Source organism: Pseudacidovorax sp. RU35E (genome assembly GCF_900156165.1).
Taxonomy (GTDB): domain Bacteria; phylum Pseudomonadota; class Gammaproteobacteria; order Burkholderiales; family Burkholderiaceae_C; genus Xenophilus.
On the sequence record NZ_FTMY01000001.1, the window covers coordinates 400,153 to 424,178 of the forward strand.

At 70.1% G+C, this 24,026-nt stretch carries 26 protein-coding genes and 1 riboswitch; of the genes, 22 read left to right on the plus strand and 4 right to left on the minus strand.

Annotated features, from left to right (window positions below; genetic code table 11):
- Positions 1–32: 32 nt before the first annotated feature.
- The 7 genes from ccoN (at position 33) to BXA03_RS01695 (ending at position 5,361) form a co-directional block, all read left to right on the plus strand.
- Positions 33–1,472, plus strand: a complete 1,440-nt coding sequence (gene ccoN, locus BXA03_RS01665) for a cytochrome-c oxidase, cbb3-type subunit I (RefSeq protein WP_043118453.1) — start codon at positions 33–35, stop codon at positions 1,470–1,472.
- Positions 1,473–1,491: 19 nt separating this feature from the next.
- The gene (ccoO, locus tag BXA03_RS01670; protein WP_076503425.1) at positions 1,492–2,124 is read left to right on the plus strand and encodes a cytochrome-c oxidase, cbb3-type subunit II; all 633 of its coding nucleotides are present in this window, start codon (positions 1,492–1,494) and stop codon (positions 2,122–2,124) included.
- Positions 2,125–2,146: 22 nt separating this feature from the next.
- Positions 2,147–2,284, plus strand: coding sequence for a CcoQ/FixQ family Cbb3-type cytochrome c oxidase assembly chaperone (locus BXA03_RS01675; protein ID WP_017761489.1), 138 nt, complete (start codon positions 2,147–2,149; stop codon positions 2,282–2,284).
- 37 nt (positions 2,285–2,321) lie between these two features.
- Entirely contained in the window at positions 2,322–3,245 is a 924-nt protein-coding gene (gene ccoP / locus BXA03_RS01680) for a cytochrome-c oxidase, cbb3-type subunit III (RefSeq protein WP_076503426.1), read from the plus strand.
- 67 nt (positions 3,246–3,312) lie between these two features.
- A complete protein-coding gene (gene ccoG, locus BXA03_RS01685) occupies positions 3,313–4,761 on the plus strand; it encodes a cytochrome c oxidase accessory protein CcoG (protein ID WP_076503427.1) in 1,449 nt (482 codons plus the stop codon).
- A gap of 43 nt (positions 4,762–4,804) precedes the next feature.
- A complete protein-coding gene (locus tag BXA03_RS01690) occupies positions 4,805–5,101 on the plus strand; it encodes a FixH family protein (RefSeq protein ID WP_076503428.1) in 297 nt (98 codons plus the stop codon).
- Positions 5,098–5,361 carry a hypothetical protein gene (locus tag BXA03_RS01695; RefSeq protein WP_143476185.1) on the plus strand — a complete coding sequence of 88 codons (264 nt, stop codon included), beginning with the start codon at positions 5,098–5,100 and terminating at the stop codon, positions 5,359–5,361. The genes BXA03_RS01690 and BXA03_RS01695 overlap by 4 nt, the downstream gene beginning before the upstream one ends.
- An 87-nt stretch (positions 5,362–5,448) precedes the next feature.
- On the opposite strand, the gene fnr is transcribed toward BXA03_RS01695, so the two are convergent.
- Positions 5,449–6,168, minus strand: coding sequence for a fumarate/nitrate reduction transcriptional regulator Fnr (gene fnr, locus BXA03_RS01700; protein ID WP_076503429.1), 720 nt, complete (start codon positions 6,166–6,168; stop codon positions 5,449–5,451).
- Between the two features lie 197 nt (positions 6,169–6,365).
- Between fnr and hemN the strand changes: the two genes are divergently transcribed.
- The 9 genes from hemN (at position 6,366) to BXA03_RS01745 (ending at position 15,198) form a co-directional block, all read left to right on the plus strand.
- Positions 6,366–7,787: an oxygen-independent coproporphyrinogen III oxidase gene (hemN, locus tag BXA03_RS01705; RefSeq protein WP_076503430.1), complete on the plus strand. Its 1,422-nt coding sequence runs from the start codon at positions 6,366–6,368 to the stop codon at positions 7,785–7,787.
- Between the two features lie 44 nt (positions 7,788–7,831).
- The gene (locus tag BXA03_RS01710) at positions 7,832–8,587 is read left to right on the plus strand and encodes a sulfite exporter TauE/SafE family protein (RefSeq protein ID WP_076503431.1); all 756 of its coding nucleotides are present in this window, start codon (positions 7,832–7,834) and stop codon (positions 8,585–8,587) included.
- A gap of 421 nt (positions 8,588–9,008) precedes the next feature.
- Positions 9,009–11,180: a hypothetical protein gene (locus BXA03_RS01715; RefSeq protein WP_076503432.1), complete on the plus strand. Its 2,172-nt coding sequence runs from the start codon at positions 9,009–9,011 to the stop codon at positions 11,178–11,180.
- A gap of 133 nt (positions 11,181–11,313) precedes the next feature.
- Positions 11,314–11,934, plus strand: coding sequence for a hypothetical protein (locus BXA03_RS01720; RefSeq protein ID WP_076503433.1), 621 nt, complete (start codon positions 11,314–11,316; stop codon positions 11,932–11,934).
- Entirely contained in the window at positions 11,934–12,581 is a 648-nt protein-coding gene (locus BXA03_RS01725) for a hypothetical protein (RefSeq protein ID WP_234983562.1), read from the plus strand. Before BXA03_RS01720 ends, BXA03_RS01725 begins: the two co-directional genes overlap by 1 nt.
- Before the next feature lie 43 nt (positions 12,582–12,624).
- Complete coding sequence (locus BXA03_RS26975; protein WP_076503682.1) at positions 12,625–13,224, plus strand: hypothetical protein; 600 nt, start codon at positions 12,625–12,627, stop codon at positions 13,222–13,224.
- Positions 13,225–13,229: 5 nt separating this feature from the next.
- Entirely contained in the window at positions 13,230–13,715 is a 486-nt protein-coding gene (locus BXA03_RS01735; RefSeq protein WP_076503434.1) for a hypothetical protein, read from the plus strand.
- Positions 13,712–14,578, plus strand: a complete 867-nt coding sequence (locus BXA03_RS01740) for a fimbrial biogenesis chaperone (RefSeq protein WP_234983563.1) — start codon at positions 13,712–13,714, stop codon at positions 14,576–14,578. Before BXA03_RS01735 ends, BXA03_RS01740 begins: the two co-directional genes overlap by 4 nt.
- A complete protein-coding gene (locus tag BXA03_RS01745; protein ID WP_143476186.1) occupies positions 14,575–15,198 on the plus strand; it encodes a hypothetical protein in 624 nt (207 codons plus the stop codon). Before BXA03_RS01740 ends, BXA03_RS01745 begins: the two co-directional genes overlap by 4 nt.
- Positions 15,199–15,213: 15 nt before the next feature.
- Here the strand turns inward: BXA03_RS01745 and BXA03_RS01750 are convergent, their stop codons facing one another.
- The 3 genes from BXA03_RS01750 to BXA03_RS01760 form a co-directional block, all read right to left on the minus strand.
- On the minus strand, positions 15,214–16,029 hold the full coding sequence (locus tag BXA03_RS01750; RefSeq protein WP_076503436.1) for a sulfite exporter TauE/SafE family protein: 816 nt from the start codon (positions 16,027–16,029) through the stop codon (positions 15,214–15,216).
- A gap of 393 nt (positions 16,030–16,422) precedes the next feature.
- Positions 16,423–16,740 (minus strand): cell division protein ZapA, encoded by a 318-nt coding sequence (locus BXA03_RS01755; protein WP_076503437.1) that lies wholly within the window; start codon positions 16,738–16,740, stop codon positions 16,423–16,425.
- Complete coding sequence (locus tag BXA03_RS01760; RefSeq protein ID WP_076503438.1) at positions 16,737–16,982, minus strand: DUF904 domain-containing protein; 246 nt, start codon at positions 16,980–16,982, stop codon at positions 16,737–16,739. The genes BXA03_RS01755 and BXA03_RS01760 overlap by 4 nt, the downstream gene beginning before the upstream one ends.
- A 192-nt stretch (positions 16,983–17,174) precedes the next feature.
- Positions 17,175–17,322: riboswitch (cobalamin riboswitch) on the plus strand.
- Positions 17,323–17,443: 121 nt separating this feature from the next.
- Between BXA03_RS01760 and BXA03_RS01765 the strand changes: the two genes are divergently transcribed.
- The 6 genes from BXA03_RS01765 to BXA03_RS01790 are packed head-to-tail and all read left to right on the plus strand — an operon-like array spanning position 17,444 to position 24,014.
- On the plus strand, positions 17,444–19,372 hold the full coding sequence (locus BXA03_RS01765) for a TonB-dependent receptor domain-containing protein (protein ID WP_076503439.1): 1,929 nt from the start codon (positions 17,444–17,446) through the stop codon (positions 19,370–19,372).
- Complete coding sequence (locus BXA03_RS01770) at positions 19,357–20,727, plus strand: cobyrinate a,c-diamide synthase (protein ID WP_076503440.1); 1,371 nt, start codon at positions 19,357–19,359, stop codon at positions 20,725–20,727. The genes BXA03_RS01765 and BXA03_RS01770 overlap by 16 nt, the downstream gene beginning before the upstream one ends.
- Complete coding sequence (locus tag BXA03_RS01775; RefSeq protein ID WP_076503441.1) at positions 20,727–21,302, plus strand: bifunctional adenosylcobinamide kinase/adenosylcobinamide-phosphate guanylyltransferase; 576 nt, start codon at positions 20,727–20,729, stop codon at positions 21,300–21,302. The genes BXA03_RS01770 and BXA03_RS01775 overlap by 1 nt, the downstream gene beginning before the upstream one ends.
- Positions 21,299–22,201, plus strand: a complete 903-nt coding sequence (locus BXA03_RS01780) for an ABC transporter substrate-binding protein (protein ID WP_083715817.1) — start codon at positions 21,299–21,301, stop codon at positions 22,199–22,201. The genes BXA03_RS01775 and BXA03_RS01780 overlap by 4 nt, the downstream gene beginning before the upstream one ends.
- On the plus strand, positions 22,201–23,214 hold the full coding sequence (locus BXA03_RS01785; RefSeq protein WP_076503442.1) for a FecCD family ABC transporter permease: 1,014 nt from the start codon (positions 22,201–22,203) through the stop codon (positions 23,212–23,214). Before BXA03_RS01780 ends, BXA03_RS01785 begins: the two co-directional genes overlap by 1 nt.
- Positions 23,211–24,014, plus strand: a complete 804-nt coding sequence (locus BXA03_RS01790; RefSeq protein ID WP_076503443.1) for an ABC transporter ATP-binding protein — start codon at positions 23,211–23,213, stop codon at positions 24,012–24,014. The genes BXA03_RS01785 and BXA03_RS01790 overlap by 4 nt, the downstream gene beginning before the upstream one ends.
- Positions 24,015–24,026 lie beyond the last annotated feature (12 nt).

Consider the following 24,026-nt stretch of genomic DNA (forward strand, 5'->3'; position numbering starts at 1 on the left):
CTGCCTACAAGTTCCTCAACCTGGTTCCCAAGATGCAGTCCTCCCACTCACCTGCGGCGCTCTACAACGACACGGTCGTCCGCCAGTTCTCGCTGATGGCCGTGGTCTGGGGCGTGGTCGGCATGCTCGTCGGCGTGATCATCGCCGCCCAGCTGACCTGGCCCGATCTCAACCTCGGCATCCCCTGGCTGAGCTACGGGCGCCTGCGTCCGCTGCACACCAACGCCGTCATCTTCGCCTTCGGCGGCTGCGCGCTTTTCGCCACGAGCTACCACGTGGTGCAGCGCACCTGCCAGACGCGCCTGTTCGCGCCGGGCCTGGCGGCCTTCACCTTCTGGGGCTGGCAGGCCGTCATCGTGGCCGCGGCCATCAGCCTGCCGCTGGGCTACACCACCGGCAAGGAATACGCCGAACTCGAATGGCCCATCGACATCCTGATCACGCTGGTGTGGGTCTCGTATGCCATCGTGTTCTTCGGCACGGTGGGCACGCGCAAGGTCAAGCACATCTACGTGGCCAACTGGTTCTACGGTGCCTTCATCATCGCCGTGGCCCTGCTGCATGTGGTCAACAGCGCCGAGGTGCCTGCGGGCTGGATGAAGAGCTACTCGGCCTATGCCGGCGTGCAGGACGCCATGGTGCAGTGGTGGTACGGCCATAACGCGGTGGGCTTCTTCCTCACCGCCGGCTTCCTGGGAATGATGTACTACTACATCCCCAAGCAGGCCGAGCGCCCGGTCTACAGCTACCGCCTGTCGATCGTGCACTTCTGGGCGCTGATCTTCACCTACATGTGGGCGGGCCCGCACCACCTGCATTACACCGCGCTGCCCGACTGGACGCAGTCGCTGGGCATGCTGTTCTCGCTCATCCTGCTGGCGCCCAGCTGGGGCGGCATGATCAACGGCGTGATGACCCTGTCGGGTGCCTGGCACAAGCTGCGCACCGACCCGATCCTGCGCTTCCTGATCGTGGCCCTGTCCTTCTACGGCATGTCCACCTTCGAGGGCCCGATGATGTCCATCAAGACGGTCAACGCCCTCAGCCACTACACCGACTGGACCATCGGCCACGTGCACTCCGGCGCGCTCGGCTGGGTGGGCCTGATCTCGATGGGCTCGCTGTACTACCTGATCCCGCGCATGTGGGGCCGCACCACGATGCACAGCATCAAGGCCATCGAGCTGCACTTCTGGATGGCCACCATCGGCATCGTGCTCTACATCGCCGCCATGTGGATCGCCGGCGTGATGCAGGGCCTGATGTGGCGCGCCATCAACCCCGACGGCACGCTCACCTACACCTTTGCCGAAGGCGTGAAGGCCACCTTCCCCTTCTACGTGGTGCGCCTGCTGGGCGGCCTGCTGTACCTGGGCGGCATGCTGGTCATGGCCTGGAACGTGTGGATGACCGTGATCTCGGGCCGTGCGGTGCGCGCCACCATCCCGGCCCCACAAGCGGCCCATGCCTGAACGAACGGAGCACAAGAACATGAGCCAGACGACGCCCTCCACGTCCACCGGCTTCTCGCATGAGAAGGTCGAGACCAACAACTTTTTGATGATCGTGCTGATCCTGCTGGTCGTCGCCGTCGGCGGCCTGGTGGAGATCGTGCCGCTGTTCTTCCAGAAGTCCACCACCGAGCCTATCGCCGGCCTCAAGCCCTACACGGCGCTGCAGCTGGCCGGCCGTGACATCTACCTGCGGGAGGGTTGCTACAACTGCCACTCGCAGATGATCCGCCCCTTCCGCGCCGAGACGCTGCGCTATGGCCACTACTCGGTGGCCGGCGAGTTCGTGTACGACCACCCCTTCCAGTGGGGCAGCAAGCGCACCGGCCCCGACCTGCAGCGCGTGGGCGGCAAGTACAGCGACGAATGGCACCGCATCCACCTGAACAACCCGCGCGACGTGGTGCCCGAATCCAACATGCCGGCCTACACCTGGCTGGAGAAGAACACCGTCGACGCCGCGGCCCTGCCGGCCCACATGCGGGCCCTGCGCAAGGTGGGCGTGCCCTACACCGACGAGGACATCGCCGGCGCGCAGGCCGCCGTCGAGGGCAAGACCGAGATGGAAGCCACCATCGCCTACCTGCAGTCGCTGGGCCGGGCCCTGAAGTAAGCGAACGAGGAGTACCCACATCATGGACCTGACCACCCTGCGTTCCATCGCCACCGTCGTGTGCTTCGTGCTCTTCCTGGGCATCGTGGCCTGGGCTTATGCGCGGCGCAACCGTGCCGGCTTCGAGGAGGCAGCGCGGCTGCCCTTCGAGCAGGACTGAGCGCCCCGCGCCAACGCATCGAACGAGAGAGATCACGATGAGCGATTTCATCAACAACTTCTGGTCGAACTACGTCATCGCCGCCACGGTGCTGAGCATCCTGGGCTGCGCCATCCTGCTGTGGCTCACCGGCCGCAAGCGCGTGGTGTCGGACAAGGACAACACCACCGGCCACGTCTGGGACGAGGACCTGCGCGAAGCCAACAACCCGCTGCCGCTGTGGTGGGTGGGCCTGTTCATCATCACCATTGTCTTTGCGGTGGGCTACCTGGCCTTCTTCCCGGGGCTGGGCAGCGTGCAGGGCAAGCTGGAATGGAGCTCGGCCGGCGAGTACAAGGCCGAGGTCGAGAAGGCCAATGCCGAACTGGCCCCGGTCTACGCGCGCTTTGCGAGCGCGCCGGTGGAGCAGGTGGCGGCCGACCCTGCGGCGCGTGCCATCGGCGAGCGGCTCTTCATGAACAACTGCGCCCAGTGCCACGGCTCGGACGCGCGCGGCAGCAAGGGCTTTCCCAACCTGGCCGACAACGACTGGCTGCATGGCGGAACGCCCGAGAAGATCATCGAGACCATCGCCGGTGGCCGCGTCGGCGTCATGCCGCCCATGGCCGCGGCGGTGGGCAGCGCGGACGACGTGAAGAACGTGGCCAACTACGTGCTCAGCCTGTCGGGCAGCCCGCACGACTCGGTGCGCGCCGGTCTGGGCAAGCCCAAGTTCGCGGTCTGCGCAGCCTGCCACGGCGCCGACGGCAGCGGCAACCAGGCGCTGGGCGCCCCGCGGCTCAACGACAACATCTGGCTGCATGGCTACGGCGAGGCCGCCATCATCGCCATGATCAACAACGGCAAGCAGAACGTGATGCCGGCGCAAAACGAGCGGCTGACCGAGGCGCAGATCCGCGTGCTCGCAAGTTACGTCTGGGGCCTGTCCCACAACGTCGCCACGGCGTCCGCCAAGCCCTGAGCGGCTTCATGACCACCCGCGCCTGACCATTCCACGCAACCAGGGCGCCTGCGGGCGCACCACTGCCATGTCCGCATCCTCCAACGCGCCGACACCCGGCCCGCGCCGCGTCATCCCCATTGCCGCGGAGCCGCCGGCCGAGGAGGCCGTGTCGCTCTACGCCGCCAGCAGGAAGATCTATCCGCGTGCGGTGCAGGGCGTGTTCGCGCGCTGGCGCTGGGCGATGGTGTTCGCCACGCAGCTCGTGTTCTACGGCCTGCCCTGGCTCAGCTGGGGCGAGCGGCAGGCGGTGCTCTTCGACCTGGCATCGCGGCGCTTCTACCTCTTCGGGCTGGTGCTCTATCCGCAGGACCTGATCTACCTGTCGGGCCTGCTGGTCATCTCGGCGCTGTCGCTCTTCCTGTTCACGGCGGTGGCCGGGCGGCTGTGGTGCGGCTATGCCTGCCCGCAGACCGTCTACTCCGAGATCTTCATGTGGGTGGAGCAGAAGATCGAGGGCAGCCGCACCGCCCGCATGCGGCTGGACGGCGAGTCGCTCTCGATGGAGAAGCTGGTCAAGAAGGCCTATAAGCACATCGTTTGGCTCGGCATCGCCATGTGGACCGGCTTCACCTTCGTGGGCTACTTCACGCCGGTGCGCGAGCTGGGGCTGGCCTTCCTGCAGACGCAGATGGGCTCGTGGGAGGTGTTCTGGGTCTTCTTCTATGCCTTCGCCACCTACGGCAACGCCGGCTTCATGCGCGAGCAGGTGTGCAAGTACATGTGCCCCTATGCGCGCTTCCAGAGCGCCATGTTCGACCGCGACACGCTCATCGTCACGTACGACCCGGGCCGCGGCGAGCCGCGCGCGCCGCGGGGCCGCAGCGTGGACCACAAGGCGCGCGGCCTGGGCGACTGCATCGACTGCGACCTGTGCGTGCAGGTCTGCCCCACGGGCATCGACATCCGTCAGGGCCTGCAGTACGAATGCATCGGCTGCGGCCAGTGCGTGGACGCCTGCAGCACCGTGATGGAGAAGATGAACTACCCGAAGGGTCTCATCCGCTACGACACGGTCAACGGCATGGCCGGCCACTGGAGCCGTGCGCAGCTGTGGCGCCGCGTGCTGCGGCCGCGCGTGCTCATTTATGCCTCGGTGCTCATGCTGCTGGTGGTGGGCATGCTGGTCAGCCTGGTGGCCCGCACGCCGCTGAAGGTGGACGTGGTGCGCGACCGCGCTTCGCTCGCGCGCATCGCCGAGGGTGGCCGGCTGGAGAACGTCTACCGCCTGCAGATCATGAATGCCACCGAGCGGCCGCAGAAGTACCACCTGGCCGCCCAGGGACTGGAGGGCATCGCCGTCTCGCCCGACACACCGGTGGAGGTCGGTCCGGCCGAAGCCCGCTGGGTGGCCGTGCGGCTGAGCATTCCCTACGGCAGCGCCGCGCCTGGTTCGCACAGCGTGCGCATCGAGGTGGGCGAGGAGGGCGGCGGCGCCCATGTGGCCGAGAAGGCCGCCTTCCTGGTGCCACGCTGATGGCCCGGCACATCGACTTCGCATCCATCACGACGAGGACCCCATGACGAATCCGACGACGCTTGCTTCCAATCCCCTGGTCGAGCCCTCCAGCGGGCCCTGGTGGCGCCATCCCCTAATGTGGATGGTGGTGGGCGGTCCCGCGGTGGTGGTGGTGGCCGGCTTTGCCACGCTGTGGCTGGCGGTGCACCGGCCCGATCCGGTGATCGAGGCCGACTACTACCGCCGCGGCATCGAGATCAACCGCACGCTCGCGGCGCAGCATGCGCTCACGCCAGCCCAGCAGGCGCGCAATCACGTCACGACGCCAGTCCACGACCTGCCGCCGGTGAGTCCATGAAGCAGCCACACGCGGTGATGGCCATCGCTTGGCCGGCCTTCCTGGCGGCCAGCGCCCTGGAGTTCCTCGTCTTCGGCTTCGTCGATCCGTCGGAGCTGCGCTGGTTCGGCCATGCGCTGGAAATGCCGCGTCAGGCGGTCTATGCGCTGGGCTTCTTCGGCTTCTGGCTGGTGGCCATGGTCTGCAGCGCGACGACGGCGCTGCTGATGCGCACGCCCGCCCAGGTCAATGCGCAAGCCTCGCCCTCCGGGCAGGATTGAAGGCGTACCCACGAAAAAAGGACGCCATGGGCGTCCTGTTCGCAGGTCCGGGAGAGCCGCGCCGTCGGTCCGCGGCTGCTGAAGCCCTCAGGCGCAGACCGTGGGATTCACCATCCGCCGCAGTGCTTCCGCATCGAGGATGCGCACATGGCGCTGATTGACCTCCACGATGCCGTCGTCCACGAACTTGGAGAGGGTGCGGCTCACGGTCTCGAGCTTCAGGCCGAGGTAGCTGCCGATTTCCTCCCGGGTCATGCGAAGCACCAGCTCGGAGGCGGAGAACCCGCGCGCATGAAGGCGCTGCACCAGGTTCAGCAGGAAGGCCGCCAGGCGCTCCTCGGCGCGCATGCTGCCGAGCAGCAGCATCACGCCATGCTCGCGCACGATCTCGCGGCTCATGATCTGGTGCACATGACGCTGAAGCGCCGACACCTCCCGCGACAGCTCCTCGATGCGGTCGAAGGGCATCACGCAGACCTCGGAATCCTCCAGCGCCACGGCGTCGCAGGTGTGGCGGTCGTTGACGATGCCGTCCAGGCCGATGATCTCGCCGGCCATCTGGAAGCCGGTGACCTGGTCGCGGCCGTCCTCGGAGGTGATGCGGGTCTTGAACACGCCGGTGCGGATGGCGTAGAGCGAGACGAACTGCTCGCCGTTGTGGAACAGCAGTTCCTTGCGGCGCACCTTGCGGCGCGTGGCCACGAGCGAATCCAGGCGCAGCAGCTCCTCGGGAGAGAGGCCGACGGGCATGCACAGTTCGCGCAGGTTGCAGTTGGAACAGGCGACTTTGATGGATTCTGGGGTCATGGTGTGTCCGGCTCTCTCTGGATGGGAACGGCGACGCGGTCGTCTGCGCGAGCGGTCTGTCGTCCCGGTGCTCCCCTTTGCGGCGTATTTTCCGACAGCGATCAACTTTCTGTTTGATGTGGATCAAGCGTCCGTCATCGCCGGGCCCGCACAGTAGAGGCAACTACCGGGGCACCTACCCGTGTCCCCCTGCTGCGATGAGTTCCCTGCCCATCCCGTCCTCTTGCGTGGCCGAGCCCGCGGTGTTGTCGACGTCGCTGCTGCGACGCTTCGACGTGCCGGGCCCGCGCTACACCTCCTACCCCACGGCCGACCGTTTCGTGGAGGCCTTCGGTCCTTCCGACTACGCCCAGGCCCTGGTCCAGCGGCGCGAGGCCGCCGGCGCGCGCGCCTTGCCGCTGTCGCTGTACGTGCACATCCCCTTCTGCGAGTCGCTGTGCTACTACTGCGCCTGCAACAAGATCGTCACGCGGCATCACGCCCGGGCGGCGGAGTACCTGCAGGACCTGCTGTGCGAGCTGCGCCTGCAGGTGGCCGAGCTGGGCCGCGGCGCGCCGGTGAGCCAGCTGCACCTGGGCGGGGGCACGCCCACCTTCTTCAGCGACGGGGAACTCGCGACGCTCATGACGGCGCTGCGCGAGTCCTTCGACTTCCTGCCCGGCGCCGAATGCTCCATCGAGGTCGACCCCCGCACGGTCGATCAGGGGCGCCTCGCGCATCTGGCCGCCCTGGGGTTCAACCGGCTGAGCTTCGGCATCCAGGACTTCGACGCGCAGGTGCAGAAGGCGGTGCACCGCATCCAGCCTGCGGGCGAGGTGTTCGCGCTCATGGCAGCCGCCCGCAGGCTGGGCTTCGTGTCGATCAATGCCGACCTGATCTACGGGCTGCCGCGGCAGAACAGCAGCTCCTTCGAACGCACGCTGGCGCAGGTGGTGGATCTGCGGCCCGACCGCATCGCTCTGTACGCGTACGCGCACCTGCCGGAGCGCTTCAAACCGCAGCGCCGCATCCTGTCGCAGGAGCTGCCCGATGCACCCACCAAGATCGACATGCTGTCGCGCGCGATCGGCGTGTTCGGCGAGGCCGGCTACGTCTACATCGGCATGGACCACTTCGCGGTGCCGGAGGACGCCCTGGCCGTGGCCAAGCGCCAGGGCCGGCTGCACCGCAATTTCCAGGGCTACAGCACCCAGCCGGACTGCGACATCATCGGTCTGGGCGTCTCGGCCATCGGCCGCGTGGGGGCCAGCTACAGCCAGAATGCCAAGACACTCGAGGACTACCGCGACCGGCTGCAGCAGGGGCACCTGCCCGTGGTGCGCGGTCTTGCCCTGGGGCGTGACGACGTGGTCCGCCGCGCGGTGATCATGGCCATCATGTGTCAGGGTCGCATCGACTTCGAGACCATGGGCGCGGCCAACCTGGTGGACTTCCGCCGCTACTTCGCGGCCGAGCTGGACGCGCTGCAGCCGCTGGCCGAGCAGGGCCTGGTGCGGCTCGACGAGCGCGAGCTCGAGGTCACGCCCGCCGGTTGGTACGTGGTGCGTGCCATCGCCATGGTGTTCGACCGCTATCTGCAGGCCGACCGGGCACGCAGCCGCTTCTCGCGGGTCATCTGAGCCGTCCGCATGCGGCGACACGGCACGATGGCCTGGACCCGACCATGACGGCCGTTGCAAGCCTGGCCGTGTCGGCCCTGCTGTTGGGTCTTGCCAGTGCGCCACATTGCGTGGCGATGTGTGGTCCCGCCTGCGGGGCGATCACAGGCGGGCCCGTGCACCAGGGTCTTCCGGTCGTCTCTTTCTCCACTGCACCCCCTGGCCCAGCGCCGGTCGGCGTCCTGGACCGGTCATCGGCGCCCGGACGCGCCAGCGTGATCCTGCATGCGGGGCGGCTGCTGGGCTATGCCACCGCGGGGGCCGCCGTGGCCAGCGCCTTCGACGCGCTGGCCTGGTTGAGCAACAGCGTGGCGGCGCTGCGTCCGGTCTGGCTGCTCATGCACGCCGCAGTGCTGGCCTGGGGGCTGCTGATGGTCGCCAGTGGCCGTCAACCGGTGTGGTCGCTGCCCCCGGTCAGCAAGGTGGTCCAACGGTTGAGGCAGGCGCGGCGCTCGGGGCCCGGGCTGCTCCTTCTCGGCACCGGCTGGGCGTTGATGCCTTGCGGGATGCTGTACTCGGCGCTGCTCCTGGCCGCCCTGGCCGGCGATGCGCTGGGCGGCGCTGCGGTCATGGCCCTGTTCGCCGTGGGCGGCACGGCGGCGCTGGTGGCCGCGCCGTGTCTGTGGCGCCGGACGCGCGCACGCTTCGGCCGTTGGGGCGATGCAACGGCCACCCGCGTGGCCGGACTCCTGCTGACTGCAGTGGCGGGGCGGGCACTCTGGATCGACCTGCAGGCCGAAGTGGCGCGCTGGTGTGCCTGATTGGGTGGCTGGCGTTGCCGAAATCGCCAGCATCTTTGACCTTCTGTTTGCATTGCGTGGGCTTTTCCGCGCAATGCGCCGAACGAAGCGGCAGATCGCTTGGTCGCCGGTGTGTGTGCCCATAAAGTTCTAAGACCGCTGTCACCGTCTGCATCTCGGCGCGGGTCTGCGGCGCGCTCACCGATCAAGCCGCCGTCGCCTGCGCAGCACAGCAACTTCAAGGAGGGGCCTTCCAAAGGCCAAAGCGTTTGCTGGCAATGCGCGCCATGTCGTGTCGTCTGCCCACCTGCTGCGCCTGCAAGGCACGTCGGGTGGGCATCGCGCTGTCCGCCCGATGGGCGGACAGGCGCAGGTGAGGAGCGCGCATGTGGCCGGCGGCCCACTCACCCGTTGCGCACTGCTCATCGTTGCAGGAGCGGCCATGACCTGCATGGCCACGCATGCGCAGGAATTCGCGTCGGGCAGTCTGCGCGTTCAGCCCATGAGCCGCTTCGAAGCCGAGCAGGCGCGTCTGCGCAGCCAGCTCGAGCAGGCCCCGCCCACCTACATCGACCGCGTGATGGACGACAGCGAGCTCGCGGCCGGCGACGCGGCGCCTTCCAACGGTGCGTCGCAGGCGCTCGGGCTGCGCACCTGGCTGGTCGAGTCGCGCGCCGGCTGGGGCCACGCGAACGACGGCGGTGGCGCCCTGCGCGCCTCAGAGGCGGGCGTCCGCACGGAGTACCGGCAGGAGCTGCCCGACTATGGCGACCTGCTGTTCCAGTACGACGGCCGCGCGTTCAGCGGCGATCCGCAGGCGGGCCTGTATGGCGCGGGCATGCTGGGGCAGGCGGGCAGGGCGCGCAGCGACCGTGTGAATCTCCGGGTGCTGGGCCTGCCGCTGACGCCCCAGCGTTTCGTCGACCTGACCGCGGGTGACTTCTATGCGGAGCGTACCGACGGCCTTCAGCGGCATGACCGCCTGGCCTTCGGCAGCACGCCGCTGCGGGGCGCATCGGTCCGCCTGTTCGATGCGGACGGCGAAGTGCGTGCGGGCGCCGGGGTGCGTGGCTGGCTGGTCGGCAGTCCGTATCCGGGCTTCGAGCGCAGCCAGGGGGCGCGTGCGTGGTTGGGCGCCACCCGGCGCATCGACGGCGATGCATTCGCGGCCGTGCAGGTCGAACAGGCGACCGCCGTGCCCGCGTACTACACCGACGCGGCCACTGGCCTGGGCAGTGGCGCCAAGGACGTGCGCAGCGTCGCCGCCTCCATCGGCCGCGACCCCTGGCCGCTGCGCGACGGTGAGCCGAGGCTGCGTGCGACGCTGGTCGCGAGCCAGGTGCAGTCCGGTACACCCGAAGTCGCACGCGGCTCGTCGGTCGGCCTCTTTGTCGAGGGCAGCCTGCGTCTGGGGGCCTACCGGCATTCGATGGGCCTGTACGCCGCGCGGCCCAATCTGCATTTCGGCGATGCGCCGCTGATGACCGGCACGCAGGGCGGCCACTGGCGTGTTGACCACAGCACCTCGCGGATGAGCTGGGGTGCCGGCATCGACCTGGACCGGGCACCGATCGACCCGGCGCGCAGCGGCCCTGAGCGCACCCGCCGCGCGATCTCGGTCAACGGCCAGTACGTTCTGGGGCGCGAGACCACGCTGGGCGCAAGCGTCTATGGCACCGATATCTCGCAGCAGGCGTCGCGCGACGCCGGCTCCGCCTGGCTGGAGGACCTTGCCAGCACGGCACCGACGTCCAGCAGCCAGCGCAGTCTTGCCGCGTCGGTGTACCTGCAGACGCGGGTGATGGGGTGGCCCCGCAGTCGCCTGGGCCTCACCGTGCAACGCAACCGTGCCATCGCCGCAGACAGTCAGACAGCGACGGGTCAGGAACTGGTGTGGGAACAGGACTGGCTCGATGCCCGCACGTCCTCCCGCGACGCAGAGCTCACCACGCTGCTGGGCTATGCGCGCGACGAGAGTGGCGGCATGTTGCGTCATTACCCGACCGCTGGCGTGCAGTTCCGCGGGCGGGTCTTCGGCAACGTGGACTGGCAGGGCAACCTGCGCTACAGCTCGCGCAGCGGCGGGCTTTCCACCAGCCGGGGCCTGTCCGGCTCGGTGTCGGTGGAGCAGTCCTGGCCGGCGGGCTGGCGCCTGGGCGCCACGCTCAGCCTGAATCAGGCGCGTGCCGCACTGGTCCAGACCTCCTTCGACGCCCCCCAGGTGTACCGCAGCGACGAGAAGGCGCTTCAGGTGTACCTGCGCTGGCAGGGGCGCACGGGCGAAGCCTTCACCCCGATCGGCGTCCGCACCGGCGCCGGAAGTGGCGACATCGAGGGTCGTGTGTTCTTCGATGCCAACCGCGACGGATTGCCGCAGACGGCCGAGGGACCGGCGGCCGGTGTCGAGGTGGTCCTCGACGGCCGCTTCCGCACCACCACCGACCGGGACGGCCGCTTCCAGTTCCGCAGCGTCACCACAGGCCGCCATCAGCTGAGCATCGCGGTCGAGAGCGTGCCGCTTCCCTGGGCAGACCGCGCCGGCGCCCTCGCAGTCGAGGTCCCGTTGCGTGGCATCGGGTCCGCGTCCATGCCGCTCGTGCAGGCCGTGCCGTGATGTCGCCCGTGTCCCCGTCACTGCGCCAGCCGGCCGGCGTCCGGTCGACCGTCCGCGACCCACCGCGATGTTGTCGATGCGCTGCCACCGCGACCGCTCCCGCCACCGCCCCCACACATTCAGAGAGGAAATCATGACCACCCCCCTACAGACCGTTCTGCACCGCGCCGCCGCGTTGGCGCTCGGCATCGGCGCGCTCGCCAGCGGCTCGGCGCTGGCGGAATCCACCTATGGCTATGCCTCGTCGGGCACCGGCACCGTGACCGCCACGGCGCGGGTCAACCTGTCGGTCACCATTCCCAAGCTGATCCTGCTGCGTGTCGGCAGCGCCAACACCGTGGTCGATACCCTGTCGTGGACCTCGACCTACAGCATCCCGGCCACGCCCACGGTGCCGGTCGCCGGCAACAACACCGCGGTCAGCTGGGATGCCAACGCACCCACGGTCACCGCCGGCACGCAACCCACTGCGTTGTCGGTCACGGCGTGGACCAATGCGGGCGCAGGCACGATCAACTGTTCCGTTGCCACCTGGAGCCCCGCCACCGGCGGACCGCTGAACAGCAACTTCACCATCACCTCGACCGGGACCCTGCCGCACCCGGGTGCCAACCTCGGCGCCTGCGCCTCCACCAGTTTCCCGAGCAACTCGCTCGCTTCCAGCACCTGGGCCTATCAGCTGGGCGGCACCCCGTCCGCATGGACCGCCGGCGCCTACAGCACCGTGGTGACCTACACGGCGACGGGCGTGTGATGACCGCAGTCCGCACTGTTGCCTCTGGTGCGAGGCTGAGCCTGCCGGTCCGCCGGATCGTCGCGCTGGGTGTGCTGATGGCCCTGGCGGGTATCGGCAGCGTGAGCCGGGCCGAGTCCACCTACGGCTACGCGGCAACCGGCTCCGGCACGCTGACGGCGACCGGGCGGGTGAACCTGTCGCTCACCGTGCCGAAGCTGATCCTTCTGCGGGTGGGCGCCGCCAGCACGACCCAGACCAACCTGGCCTGGACGCCCACGTTCAGCATCCCCGCCGTCCCCACGCCGCCAGTGACGGGCAACAACACTGGCGTCAACTGGGATGCCTCGGCCCCTACCGTGAGCATCGGCACGCAGCCCGGAGCCGTCGCCGTCACCGCCTGGACCAATGCGGGCAGCGGCACGATCAACTGCGCGGTGGGTACCTGGTCGCCGGCCACGGGCGGACCGCCCAATGCCAGCTTCACCGTCACTGGAACCGGGACGCTGCCCCACCCGGGCGCCAACCTGGGCGCCTGCACCTCGACGGCGTTCACCAGCAATTCCCTCGCGAGCGGCACGTGGACCTACGCGCTGGGCGGAACGCCCACCAGCTGGAGCGCGGGTGCCTACAGCGCCGTGGTGACCTACACCGCCTCCGGCGTCTAGAGCCTGGGCGATGTTCAGCCAGTTCGGGGGCAGGTTGCGGGCGATGCGATGCGCCGCCTTGGGTGCGGCCGCGGCAGCGGTGCTGGGCGTCGCCGCCCCGGCCCATGCGGTGATCCTCACCACCTTCGTGTCGGTGACGCAGGGCATCACCTTGCGCGTGGGTTCGGCCGGCGGCACGGTGGACGAGGTCACTTTCGATGTCAGCAACGCGGATGTGGCGCCCAGCCCGGGGGTCGTGACGGGAGGTGGCGTGGGCGCGGTGTTGGTCACGGTCTCCGCGGACAAGACCGGCCTCTTCTCGCCCTCCACCGTCACGCTGACCGCCTCGTCTGCGGCGGGACTGCCCTGCATCACCGTGACCACCTGCGCGAGCACCGTCATCCCCTTCTCCAGCATCGGCTGGGTATCGAGCAACCTAGACACCGGCACCAACGCGGGCAACGACATCCAGACGGGCAGCTTCAACGGCTCCGCCAGCCAGCAGCTGGCGCAGTTCGGATTGCCGAACTTCATCCAGACCTTCCTGCAGGGGTCCAGCCGCACGCAGATGAGCAACACCCTTACGTTCAGCTACGCCAACAGCACGCTGTATCCGGCGGGCAGCTACCAGGGCCGCGTGACCTTCACCGCGGCGATGAACTGAGGCCCGTGGCGAATCGCGCGATCCGGACGCTCTGGGCGCTGTCGCTGTGCGTGGCCGGCGTCATGCCCGCCTGGGCCGAGCGGCTGGACGATTCGGCATCGCCTCGTGCGCGGGTCCAGGCCACGATCGAGGCCACGGGTGCGGCCGCCGGCTCGCCGTATGTTTTGGCCACGTTCAGGGGCGTCGAGTACAGGCTGGCCACCGGGGCCTATGTCGGACGCCGGGCGCGTATCTCGCTGGTCGTGCCGATGCTCATCGATGGTCTGCGGTCGCCTGCCGGCCTGCGGCTCGAATGGCGCGGCGCGGGCGCCTTCGCGTCCGGCGCGGCGGGGCCGGGCGAGCGCCGTGTCGTGTGGGTGGGCACGGTGCCCGCGCCCTGGATGGTCGAACGGCTGGATCTGCGGATGCAGCTCGACCTGCGCGAATGGCGCGCGACAAGCCTGCGCGCGCTCAATGTCGAAACCTACTTCGAGATCGAGGTGATGCCATGACCAGGACACCGACCGCCACGGACGGGCGCTTTTCTGCGGGCTGCGGCGCGTCCGTGCTGTCGTTGCGCCGGCTGCTTTCCCTGGCGGCACTGGCACTGCTTGCCGGTGGCGCCGGCGCCGCGCCGTTCGAACTGGGCGTTGCGCCGTCGCGATTCGAGCTCGGCGCGAAAGCCGGCGGACGTGTGGGCCAGGTGCTCGACATCCAGAACATGGGCAATGCACCGGTCGAGCTCAGCGTACGCACGCTCGACTGGACGTACAACGCGCAGGGGCAGATCGGCTATCACGACGAACTGCTGCCCGGCAGTTGCCGGCCCTGGGTGCTGCTGGAGCGGCGCTCGCTCAAGCTCGGTCCGATGGAGAAGCGCACGCTGCGCTTCCAGGTCGATGTGCCGGAAGGCACGGCGCGCAGCGAATGCCGTTTCATGCTGGCCGTCGAAGGCGTCGAGCCGGCCTATCAGGCCCTCGTGCGCGAGAAGGGCATGGCGCTGCGTCTTCCGGTGAGCGGCCGGATCGCGGTGGCGGTGTACCTGGCGGTCGGGGGCGCCGCGCCGCGCCTTGTGCTGGAGGACGCCGGCGTGCGCGAGCATCAGGGCCGCCGCCAGCCGGTGGTGGTGGTGCGCAACGACGGCGATGCCCATGGCCGGCTGGGCGGCGCGCTGGACGTGCGCTCGGCCGATGGGAAAACGCAGGAGTGGATCCCCGAGAGCACCCCCATCATGCCGGGGCAGACGCGACTGCTTCCCCTCAGTCCCCGCGCGGACGATGGTGTCGTGCCGACGATGCTGCCGCTGCCCGTGAAGGCCTCGGGGCTCATCGACTGGGAGGAGGGCAGCTTCCGGGTGGAGGCGGAGTTCCGGTGACAAGCGCGACGCGGCCGTGGCTGTCGTCGATGGTCCTGGCGGCGTTGGGCAGTCTCGGCGGCGCTGCCGGCGCCGAGCAGGTCAGCGACACAAACAGCCCCTACAGCGTCTCGGCGCGCCTCGACTTTCGCATCAACATCGGTCGCTACCTCTATGTGCGGGTGGGACCGACGGGCGCAGGACTGGCGACGGTGGCTTTCGCCGCAAGCGCCACATTGCCCAACGCGCCCACCACGGCCGTCACCGGCAACAACCAGCCGGTGCCCTGGAACGGCGCGGCGCCCAGCTTCAGCACCACGGCCAGCAACAACGTGCTCCCGGTCCAGATCGGCAGCAATGCCGGAACCGTCAGCCTCCAGGCGACGGTCCTGTCGGCGCTGAGCAATGGCGTCTCGACGCTGCCGATGAACAGCATTGCCATCGCATCGGACAACGCGGGACTGCCTGCGCCAGCGCTGCCGGCAGCGGGAACGGGCAGCGCCTCGACGGTCACGGGCACGGCCTTCGGCGGACTGGTGACGCAGCAGAGCGCGAACTGGACCTTCACCTTCACCGCCACGCCGGCGATGAGGGCCGGCGCCTACTCGGGGCAGGTCGGCTTCACCGCCAGCGTGCCCTGAGCCGCCGCGTGTCGGTCAGGCGCTCAGGCCCTTCCAGAGCATGTAGGCCGCCAGCACGTAGAGCACGCTGGCGAAGACGCGCTTGAGCTTTTTGACGGGCAAGGCATGGGCCGCCCGTGCGCCGAGGGGGGCCATCAGCACGCTGCACACCGCCACGACCAGCAGCGCCGGCAGCCAGATGTAGCCGAAGGCACCCGGCGGCAGGCCCTGCACCGACCAGCCGCTGGCCACGTAACCGGCCACATTGGCGACCGCGATTGGAAAGCCCAGGGCCGCGCTCGTGGCAACTGCGGCATGGATGGGCACGTTGCACCATGTCATGAAAGGCACGCTGATGAAGCCACCGCCCGCGCCCACCAGCCCCGAGATGAAGCCGATGAGCCCGCCCGCGGCAAGCTGGCCGCCGGTGCCGGGAATCTGGCGGCTCGGCGCGGGCTTCTTGTCCAGGAACATCTGCGTGGCCGAGAAGCCGACGAACAACGCGAAGAAGATGGCCAGCACCGAGCCCTTGAGCAGCGCGAAAACGCCCAGGCTGCCGACCAGGCTGCCGATGACGATGCCGGGCGCCAGACGGCGCACGATGTCCCAGCGCACCGCGCCGCGCTTGTGATGAGCGCGGACACTGCTGATGGAGGTGAACATGATGGTCGCCATCGAGGTGGCGATGGCCATCTTGACCGACAGGTCGGCCGAGGCGCCGCGCGTGCTCATGATGTAGGTCAGGAAGGGCACCATCACCATGCCTCCACCAATGCCCAGAAGGCCGGCCAGGAAGCCGGCGCCCAGGCCAAGCAGGCCGAGTTCGACGATCAGCAGGGGTTCGATGCTCATGGGGGAGGGTCTCCGGAGTGTTGTTATGCGTGCGGTGCGAGGCCCGCCTGTGCGTGAGGATGCCGCGCACATGACAACGGCCCCGCGCGGGGGCCGTTGAAGGAATAGGTGTCTGCGAATGCGACCGGACCGTCATCCTGAACGCAGGGTTCAGGTGGGCGAGGGCAGCAAGGCATTGGGTTCATCTGACGCGAGATGATCACGCTTGCCAGGCGATGTACCAAGCCCGGGCTCCATAGAGCATTGGTTCAAGGAAATATAAAGCCCGGCGGCACCGCAGACGAGTCCATTCTATGCCTCGCATGCGGCCTGTCTGCAGTGTCCCGTGTGTCGTGTTGGCCTTGTTGGGCGCGAGTTGCAAGTCGGCCCGAGACGTGCGTAAAAGCTGGGGCGCTACAGCAGCAGTCCGTCGCCGGCCAGGGCCTGATCGAGGCGGCGGATGAGGTGGGCCGCGCGATCGGAATCGCCCTGATCCATCGCCGCAGGCAGGGGTGTAGGCGCAGGCGCCGATTCGCGCTGGATCAGATCGTACGCCAGGTTCAGGGATGCGAGCACGGCGATGCGCTCGCGGGCCTTCACCTTGCCTGCATCGCGGATGCTGCACATGGCTTCGTCCACCCGCGCGACCGCCTCGCGCAACGCGGCTTCGCCGTCGTCGGGGCTGGCCAGCAGATAGCTCTGGCCCATGATCCGGACTTCGATCTGATTCATGGCGTGGGCGAGGTGGAGGAGGGAAGCGGGGCGTCGGCGCCCAGGTCTGGAGGCAGGCGCTCCAGCATGGCGTCGATGCGGGTGCGGGCCGTCGTGAGCCGGGCCCGCAGGGCGTCGCGCTCGCGGGTGAGCGCATCGACCTGCTGCACCAGCAGCGCATTGGTGCGCCGCATTTCCTCGTGGCGGACGAGCAGCCGTTCCACGCGCTCGGCGATCTGATCGATGGGGCTCGGTGCAGACATGGACGGCGATTGTAGGGGTCGGCCTGTCGGCCTCTGCCTACAATGCGCGCCGTTGTTGGTGCTCGCGGCGCGGTTCGCGCGTCGCAGTTCAACGGGAAGCAGGAGCCCGCGCGCGTGCCAGCGCGCACGGCCGGCACCGTGATCCAGCCCTTTCGCCTCGCGGCGCAAGGCGCCCCGGATCCGGCGCCGTCCACCGGCAAGCCTGCGCTGCCCCCGCAACGGTGAAGCAGCCGGCGCATGTGTCTTGCACATGCGCCACGTCGTCCAAGCAAGCCACTGGAGATCGTCGACACGCGATCCCTGGGAAGGCGGCCGGCGCGTGCTGCCAGCCCGGATACCGGCCAACACAGGCGGCGGCCGCGCTCCCGTTCCTTCGGGACGGAGCACGGTCGTCATGACGTCCCATCGCCGGCGGGGAGGCCGGCCAGGGACATGCTTCACGGAGCCTCGGCTTCCACATCATGATCACCCGCGTTGGTTCTTCCGCGCGCGCCTTGTCGCGCACCCGTCCCCTGTCGCCGCTGGCGGCCGCCATTGCCCTTCTTTCGCCCCTCGGCGCGCTGGCTCAGCCCGCGACGCTCCAGGAAACCGTTGTCACCGCCACCCGTGTCGAGCAGCCGCTGTCGGAGCTCGTCTCCGACGTGTCGGTGATCGACCGCCAGACCATCGAGAACAGCGGCGCCACCGGCGTGGCCGACCTGCTGGCCCGCCTGCCCGGCGTGCAGATCTCGCGCAATGGCAGCATCGGCAACACCACCAGCGTCTTCCTGCGCGGCGCCGAGACGCGCTTCACCGCCGTCTACCTCGACGGCGTGCGCATCGACTCGCAGTCCACCGGCGGCGCCACCTGGGAGGCGCTGCCCCTGTCGCAGATCGACCGCATCGAGGTGCTGCGCGGCCCGGCCGCGGCCGTGTATGGCTCGGACGCCATCGGCGGCGTAGTGCAGCTCTTCACCCGTCGCGGCGAGGAGGGCTTCTCGCCGACGGTGAGCGTGGGTGCGGGCAGTCGTGGCCTGCGCGATGCGCAGGTGGGGCTGTCGGGCAAGTCCGGCGCCTTCGACTACTCGCTGGGCGCGGGCTACACCACCACGCGCGGCTTCGACGTGCGCACCGGTGCCGTCAACCACAACACCGACGCCGATCTCTACCGTTCCAGCTCGGCCAACGTGCGCCTGGGCTGGCAGATCAACGCCCAGCACCGCATCGAGGCCACGGTGCTCGACAACGAGACCACCGCCGGCTATGACGCAACGTCCGGCACCAGTTACCGGCTCGCCACCGCCACCGACGATCGCAGCCTCTACCACCTGCGCACGGCGGGTCTGAACTGGACGGCGCAATGGACCGAGCACTGGAAGACGCTGCTGCAGGTGACCGACAGCGACAGCCGCTACGAGACCACCTCGGCCAGCGTGGCCCGTGGGTATGCCGGCTATCCGCGCACCACCTACATCACCGAGACCCAGTTGCGCGGCTACCTGCTGCAGGCCGAGGGCAAATACGGCCCGCATCGCTTCACCGCCGCGCTCGAGCGCCGGGAGGACGAACTGCTCAACCCGTCCCTCACCGATTGGCGCAGGACGCTCAACCGCGACCGCGCGCAGGACGCGCTGGCACTGGGCTATGGCTTCCATCAGGGCGCACACACGCTGCAGCTGAATGTGCGCCATGACGACGACAGCGAGTTCGGCGGCAAGACCACCGGCAGCGCGTCCTATGGCTACGAGTTCGTGCGCAACTGGCGCGTCACGGCGGCCGCCGGCACGGCCTTCCGCGCGCCCACGCTGTACCAGCGCTTCAGCGAATACGGGGACGCCAGCCTCAAGCCCGAGACCGGCCGCAATGCCGAGGTGGGCCTGCGCTACGGCGACGGCCGCAGCAACGCGAGCCTCGTGGTCTACGAGAACCGCGTGCGCAACCTGATCGTCTTCACGGGCAGCAACACCTCGTGCGGTCAGCCCTTCGGCTGCTACGCCAGCGTGGGACGCGGCGTGTACCAGGGCGCCACCCTGGCCGCCGACCATCGCTTCGGCGAGCACTTCACCCTGCGCGGCTCCATCGACGTGCAGGACCCGAAGGACTCCGATACCGGCCGTCAGCTGCCGCGCCGTGCCAAGCGTTACGCCACCTTCGGCGCCGACTGGACGCAGGGCATCTGGACCGTCGGGGCCGAAGTGCAGCTGGCCTCGCGCCGCTTCGACGACACGGCCAACAAGATCGTGCTGGCCGGCTACGGCCTGCTCAACCTGTACGGCAGCGTGCAGCTGCGGCCGGACCTGCGCCTGGTCGCCCGCCTGGACAACGCCACCGACAAGACCTACGTGCTGGCCAACACCTATGCGACGGCCGGCCGCACGGCCTACGTGGGCCTGAAGTGGACGCCGCGCTGACCGACGACGGCCGCGCGTCCGCCACCTGCGCCGCGGTGCTGGTGGCGGCGCCCGCCTCGGGCCAGGGCAAGACCACCGTGGCCTCGGCCCTGGCGCGGTTGCATGCGCGCCAGGGCCGGCGGGTCCGGGCCTTCAAGTGCGGGCCCGACTTCCTCGACCCGCAATGGCTGGCCCTCGCCACCGGCGCACCGGTGCATTCGCTGGACCTGTGGATCACGGGCGAGGCCGATGCCCGCGCCCGCCTGCATGCCGCGGCGAGCGAGGCCGACCTGATCGTGGTCGAGGGCGTGATGGGCCTGTTCGATGGCGAGCCCAGCGCGGCCGATCTGGCCCAGCGCCTGGGCCTGCCGGTGCTCGCCGTGATCGACGCCGGCGCCATGGCCGGCACCTTCGGCGCACTGGCGCACGGGCTGCAGAGCTATCGCCCGGGCCTGCCCTGGGCCGGCGTGCTGGCCAACCGCGTGGCCGGCGAGCGCCACGGCGAGATGCTGCGTCACTCGCTGCGCAACCCGGCGCACTGGCTGGGCGGGCTGCCGCGCAGCGCCGACTTCGGCCTGCCCGAGCGGCACCTGGGCCTGGTGGCCAGCGCCGAGCTGGACGACGGTCTGGCGCGGCTCGATGCCGCGGCCGACGCACTGGCCGCCACGCCGCTGGGGCAGGGCGGGCTCGCGGCCTTGCCGCAGGTCGATTTCGCCGCACCGCCTGCAGCCGCGCCCCTGCCGGCGCTGCTGGCGGGTCGCACCATCGCCGTCGCCCGCGATGCGGCCTTCTGCTTTCTGTACGCCGCCAACCTCGACCTGCTGGCGCAGCTCGGCGCGCGGCTGGCCTTCTTCTCGCCGCTGGCGGGCGACGCCTTGCCAGAGTGCGACGCGCTGTGGCTGCCGGGCGGCTATCCCGAGCTGCATGCCGAGCGCCTCGCTGCGCGCACCGACCTGCGCGAAGCCCTGCACGCGCATGTGGCGCAGGGCCGTGCGATCTGGGCCGAATGCGGCGGCATGATGAGCCTGTTCGACGAACTGGTCGACAGGGAAGGCCGCAGCCACCGCCTCTGGGGGCTGCTGCCCGGCCGCACGGTGATGCAGCCGCGCCTGGCGGGCCTGGGCTCGCAATGGCTGGCCATCGACAGCGGGCTGCTGCGCGGCCATACCTTCCACTACTCCCGCTGCGAGACGGCGCTCGTGCCCGTTGCACGGAGCGCGCGGCCCGGTGCCGAGCCCAAGGCAGACGCTGGCGAGGCGCTGTACGCGCAAGGGCCGGTGCGGGCCAGCTATTTCCACGCATGGTTCCCGTCCGACCCGGCGTCGACGGCACGGCTCTTCGACGGCCGGCCCCTGCTGCGAACATCGGCGCCGTGATGACCGACAACGCCCACCATTTCATCCTCGGCGGCCAGAAGAGCGGCAAGTCGCGCCGCGCGGAATCGGCGGCCGCCGACTGGCTGGCGGGCGCGTCCGGCCGGCGGGCCGTGCTCATCGCCACGGCCCAGGCCTGGGACGCCGAGATGACCCGGCGCATCGCCCGCCACCGCCTGGACCGCGCCGAGCGCGTGCCCGGCCTGGAGACGGTCGAAGAGCCGCTGCGCCTGCCCGAGCTGATCGGCGCGCTGAGCCGCCCCGACACGCTGCTGGTGGTCGACTGCCTCACGCTGTGGCTGACCAACCTGCTGATGCCGCCCGAGCTGGACCCGCAGCGCGCCGCGCTGCCCGACTGGCGCACCGAAGCCCTGCTGCTGGTCGAGGCGCTGTCGCTGGCGCCCGGGCCCGTGGTGCTGGTGGGCAACGAGATCGGTCTGGGCGTGATCCCGCTCGGCGAAGAGACCCGTGCTTTCGTCGATGCACTGGGCCAGCTCAACCAGCATGTGGCCGCCAGCTGTGGCCGCGTAACGCTGATGGTGGCGGGCCTGCCCCTGACCGTGAAGGACAACGCATGACCCTCTGGCCCATCCTGCGCACCGGCCGCTCCCTGAGATCGGCCTTCGCCGTCCTGCTGCTCGCCGCCAGCGTGCCGGTCCTGCACGCGGCGCCAGTCGAGGTGGTGGACGAGCGTGGCGCCACCGTGCGCCTTGCCCAGCCGCCGCAGCGCATCGTGACGCTGCTGCCCTCGCTCACCGAGACGGTCTGCGTGCTCGGCGCCTGCGAGCGGCTGGTGGGCGTGGACCGCTATTCCAACTGGCCGGCGCCGGTGCGCAGCCTGCCGCAGGTCGGCGGCGGCATCGATCCCAATGTCGAGGCCGTCGTGGCCCTGAAGCCCGACCTCGTGCTGCTGGCCAAGTCCTCGCGCGTGGTCGACCGGCTGGAGGCCCTGGGCCTGAAGGTCGCGGTGCTGGAGCCCAAGACCCAGGCCGACGTGGAGCGCGTGATGGCCAAGGTCGGCATGCTGCTGGGCCGGCCGGGCGCGCCCGCGCTCTGGCAGCGCCTGCAGGGCGAACTGGAGGCCGCCGCGCAGAGCGTGCCGCCCGCGCGCCGCGGCCAGCGCGTCTACTTCGAGGTCAACAACGGTCCCTATGCGGCGGGTGAGAGCTCCTTCATGGGCGAGACGCTGGCGCGCCTGGGCGCGCGCAACATCGTGCCGGCGGCGATGGGACCCTTTCCCAAGCTCAACCCCGAGTTCGTGGTGCGGGCCGATCCGGAGCTGATCATGGTCGGTGTGCGCAGCGCCGCCGGCATGGAGCAGCGCCCCGGCTGGGCCGGCATCCGCGCCGTGCGCGACGGCCGCATCTGCCGCTTCAGCGCCGCGCAGGCCGATGTGCTGGTGCGCCCCGGGCCGCGCATGGGTGAGGCCGCCCGCCTGATGGCCGACTGCCTGGCCGGCCGCCCGCTGGCCGAGTGATGGCGGCGCACTTGCAACAGGGCCGCCGCGCCCGCGTGCTGACACTGGCCGTCCTGCTAGCCGCGCTGCTGCTGGGCGCACTGGGCGCGGCCGTGGGCAGCACGGGCGTCGAGCGCCTGTGGCAACTCGCCGACGACCCCATTGCCTGGCAGATCGTGCGCGACATCCGCCTGCCGCGCACCGTCGGCGCCTGGCTGGCGGGTGGGCTGCTCGGCCTCGCGGGGGCCGTGGCGCAGGGGCTGTTCCGCAATCCGCTGGCCGATCCCTGGCTGCTGGGCAGCGCCTCGGGCGCCGGCCTGGGCGTGGCGCTGGCGCTGGGCGCCATCGGCGGCTCGCCCGCCGCGGCGGCCTGGGGCGTGCGGCTGGGGCTCACCGGGGCCGCCTTCGCGGGCGCGGTGGCGGCCGTGCTGCTCACCCTGACCCTGGCCCGCGGCGCCCAGCACACGCTGCGCCTGCTGCTGGCCGGCGTGATCGTGGGCATGGTGCTCGGTGCCATCAAGGACCTGTTCACCCTGTCCTCGGCCGACATCCTGCAGGCGCTGGTCGTCTTCATGCTGGGCAACACGGCGCTGGTGGGCTGGAGCGCGTGCGCCATCATGGCCCTGGCCCTGGCGGGCTGCCTGCTGGCGGCGCGGCTGCTGGCGCCGGTGCTCGACGGCCTGGCCCTGGGCGAGGCCACCGCCGCCAGCCTGGGCCTGCCGCTGCCGGCCATGCGCGCGGCGCTGGTGGCGGTGCTGTCGCTGGCCACCGGCGCGGCTGTGGCGCAGACGGGGCTGATCGCCTTCGTCGGCCTGGCGGCGCCGCACCTGGTGCGCTCGATCATTAAGACCACGCATGCGGGGCTGCTGATGCTGTCGGCCTTCATGGGCGGCCTGCTGCTGATGGCGGCCGACCTGTTGGCCCGCTGGCTGATCGCGCCCCAGGAGCTGCCGGTCGGCGTGCTCACGGCCGTGCTCGGTGGCGGCTACCTGCTCTTCCTGATGCACCGGCGCGCGCGCGGAGCAAGCCGATGAGCGCCCGCCCGACTGTCGAAGGCGGGGGCGGGCCGGTGCTGCTGGTCCGTGGCGTCGAGGCGCGTCTGGGCGGCGCACCGGTGCTGCATGGGGTGGGCCTGCAGCTGCAGGCTGGCCGCTGGACCAGCATCGTGGGTCCCAACGGTGCAGGCAAGTCCACGCTGCTGCGCGCCATGGCGGGACTGCTGGCGCCATCGGCCGGCGAGGTTCTGCTCGACGGCCGATCGCTCGCCCATTGGCCGCACCGGGCCCGCGCTCGCCGCCTCGCCTGGCTGGCGCAGGGCGGCGCGGCCGACCCGGCCGCGGACGACCTCACGGCCTATGACGTGGCCATGCTCGGCCGGCTGCCGCACCAGCGCTGGCTGGCTGCACCTTCCGACGCCGACCATGCCGCCGTCGAACAGGCCCTGCGCCAGACGCAGGCCTGGGACTGGCGGGGCCGGCCGCTCTCGCAGCTCTCGGGCGGCGAGCGCCAGCGCGTGCTGCTGGCCCGCGCGCTGGCGGTGGAGGCGGGCGTGCTGCTGATGGACGAGCCGCTGGCCAACCTCGACCCGCCGCACCAGGCCGATTGCCTGGCCCTGGCCCGTGCCCTGGCGGGTGCGGGCCGCACCGTCGTCACCGTGCTGCATGAACTGCATGCGGCCCTCGCCGCAGACGACCTGGCCGTGATGGCTGGCGGCCGGCTGCTGCACCATGGCCCCTGCGGCGACAGTGCGACCCACGCCGCGGTCGAGGCCGTGTTCGACCACCGCATCCGCATCCACCGCGTCGACGAGCAGTGGGTCGCGCTGCACCGCTGAACCTTCACCCGA

Excerpts from the sequence above, each read along its gene's own strand:
- BXA03_RS01725 (WP_234983562.1), top strand. The coding sequence starts at position 11,934 with ATGACCGCAGTCCGCACTGTTGCCTCTGGTGCGAGGCTGAGCCTGCCG.
- ccoP (WP_076503426.1), top strand. The coding sequence starts at position 2,322 with ATGAGCGATTTCATCAACAACTTCTGGTCGAACTACGTCATCGCCGCC.
- BXA03_RS01720 (WP_076503433.1), top strand. The coding sequence starts at position 11,314 with ATGACCACCCCCCTACAGACCGTTCTGCACCGCGCCGCCGCGTTGGCG.
- ccoN (WP_043118453.1), top strand. The coding sequence starts at position 33 with ATGCAGTCCTCCCACTCACCTGCGGCGCTCTACAACGACACGGTCGTC.
- BXA03_RS01790 (WP_076503443.1), top strand. The coding sequence starts at position 23,211 with ATGAGCGCCCGCCCGACTGTCGAAGGCGGGGGCGGGCCGGTGCTGCTG.
- BXA03_RS01760 (WP_076503438.1), bottom strand. The coding sequence starts at position 16,982 with ATGTCTGCACCGAGCCCCATCGATCAGATCGCCGAGCGCGTGGAACGG.
- BXA03_RS26975 (WP_076503682.1), top strand. The coding sequence starts at position 12,625 with ATGCGATGCGCCGCCTTGGGTGCGGCCGCGGCAGCGGTGCTGGGCGTC.
- BXA03_RS01715 (WP_076503432.1), top strand. The coding sequence starts at position 9,009 with ATGACCTGCATGGCCACGCATGCGCAGGAATTCGCGTCGGGCAGTCTG.
- BXA03_RS01780 (WP_083715817.1), top strand. The coding sequence starts at position 21,299 with ATGACCCTCTGGCCCATCCTGCGCACCGGCCGCTCCCTGAGATCGGCC.
- BXA03_RS01690 (WP_076503428.1), top strand. The coding sequence starts at position 4,805 with ATGACGAATCCGACGACGCTTGCTTCCAATCCCCTGGTCGAGCCCTCC.
- BXA03_RS01750 (WP_076503436.1), bottom strand. The coding sequence starts at position 16,029 with ATGAGCATCGAACCCCTGCTGATCGTCGAACTCGGCCTGCTTGGCCTG.
- BXA03_RS01765 (WP_076503439.1), top strand. The coding sequence starts at position 17,444 with ATGATCACCCGCGTTGGTTCTTCCGCGCGCGCCTTGTCGCGCACCCGT.
- BXA03_RS01775 (WP_076503441.1), top strand. The coding sequence starts at position 20,727 with ATGACCGACAACGCCCACCATTTCATCCTCGGCGGCCAGAAGAGCGGC.
- BXA03_RS01755 (WP_076503437.1), bottom strand. The coding sequence starts at position 16,740 with ATGAATCAGATCGAAGTCCGGATCATGGGCCAGAGCTATCTGCTGGCC.
- BXA03_RS01785 (WP_076503442.1), top strand. The coding sequence starts at position 22,201 with ATGGCGGCGCACTTGCAACAGGGCCGCCGCGCCCGCGTGCTGACACTG.
- ccoG (WP_076503427.1), top strand. The coding sequence starts at position 3,313 with ATGTCCGCATCCTCCAACGCGCCGACACCCGGCCCGCGCCGCGTCATC.
- hemN (WP_076503430.1), top strand. The coding sequence starts at position 6,366 with ATGAGTTCCCTGCCCATCCCGTCCTCTTGCGTGGCCGAGCCCGCGGTG.
- BXA03_RS01710 (WP_076503431.1), top strand. The coding sequence starts at position 7,832 with ATGACGGCCGTTGCAAGCCTGGCCGTGTCGGCCCTGCTGTTGGGTCTT.
- BXA03_RS01675 (WP_017761489.1), top strand. The coding sequence starts at position 2,147 with ATGGACCTGACCACCCTGCGTTCCATCGCCACCGTCGTGTGCTTCGTG.
- ccoO (WP_076503425.1), top strand. The coding sequence starts at position 1,492 with ATGAGCCAGACGACGCCCTCCACGTCCACCGGCTTCTCGCATGAGAAG.
- fnr (WP_076503429.1), bottom strand. The coding sequence starts at position 6,168 with ATGACCCCAGAATCCATCAAAGTCGCCTGTTCCAACTGCAACCTGCGC.
- BXA03_RS01695 (WP_143476185.1), top strand. The coding sequence starts at position 5,098 with ATGAAGCAGCCACACGCGGTGATGGCCATCGCTTGGCCGGCCTTCCTG.
- BXA03_RS01740 (WP_234983563.1), top strand. The coding sequence starts at position 13,712 with ATGACCAGGACACCGACCGCCACGGACGGGCGCTTTTCTGCGGGCTGC.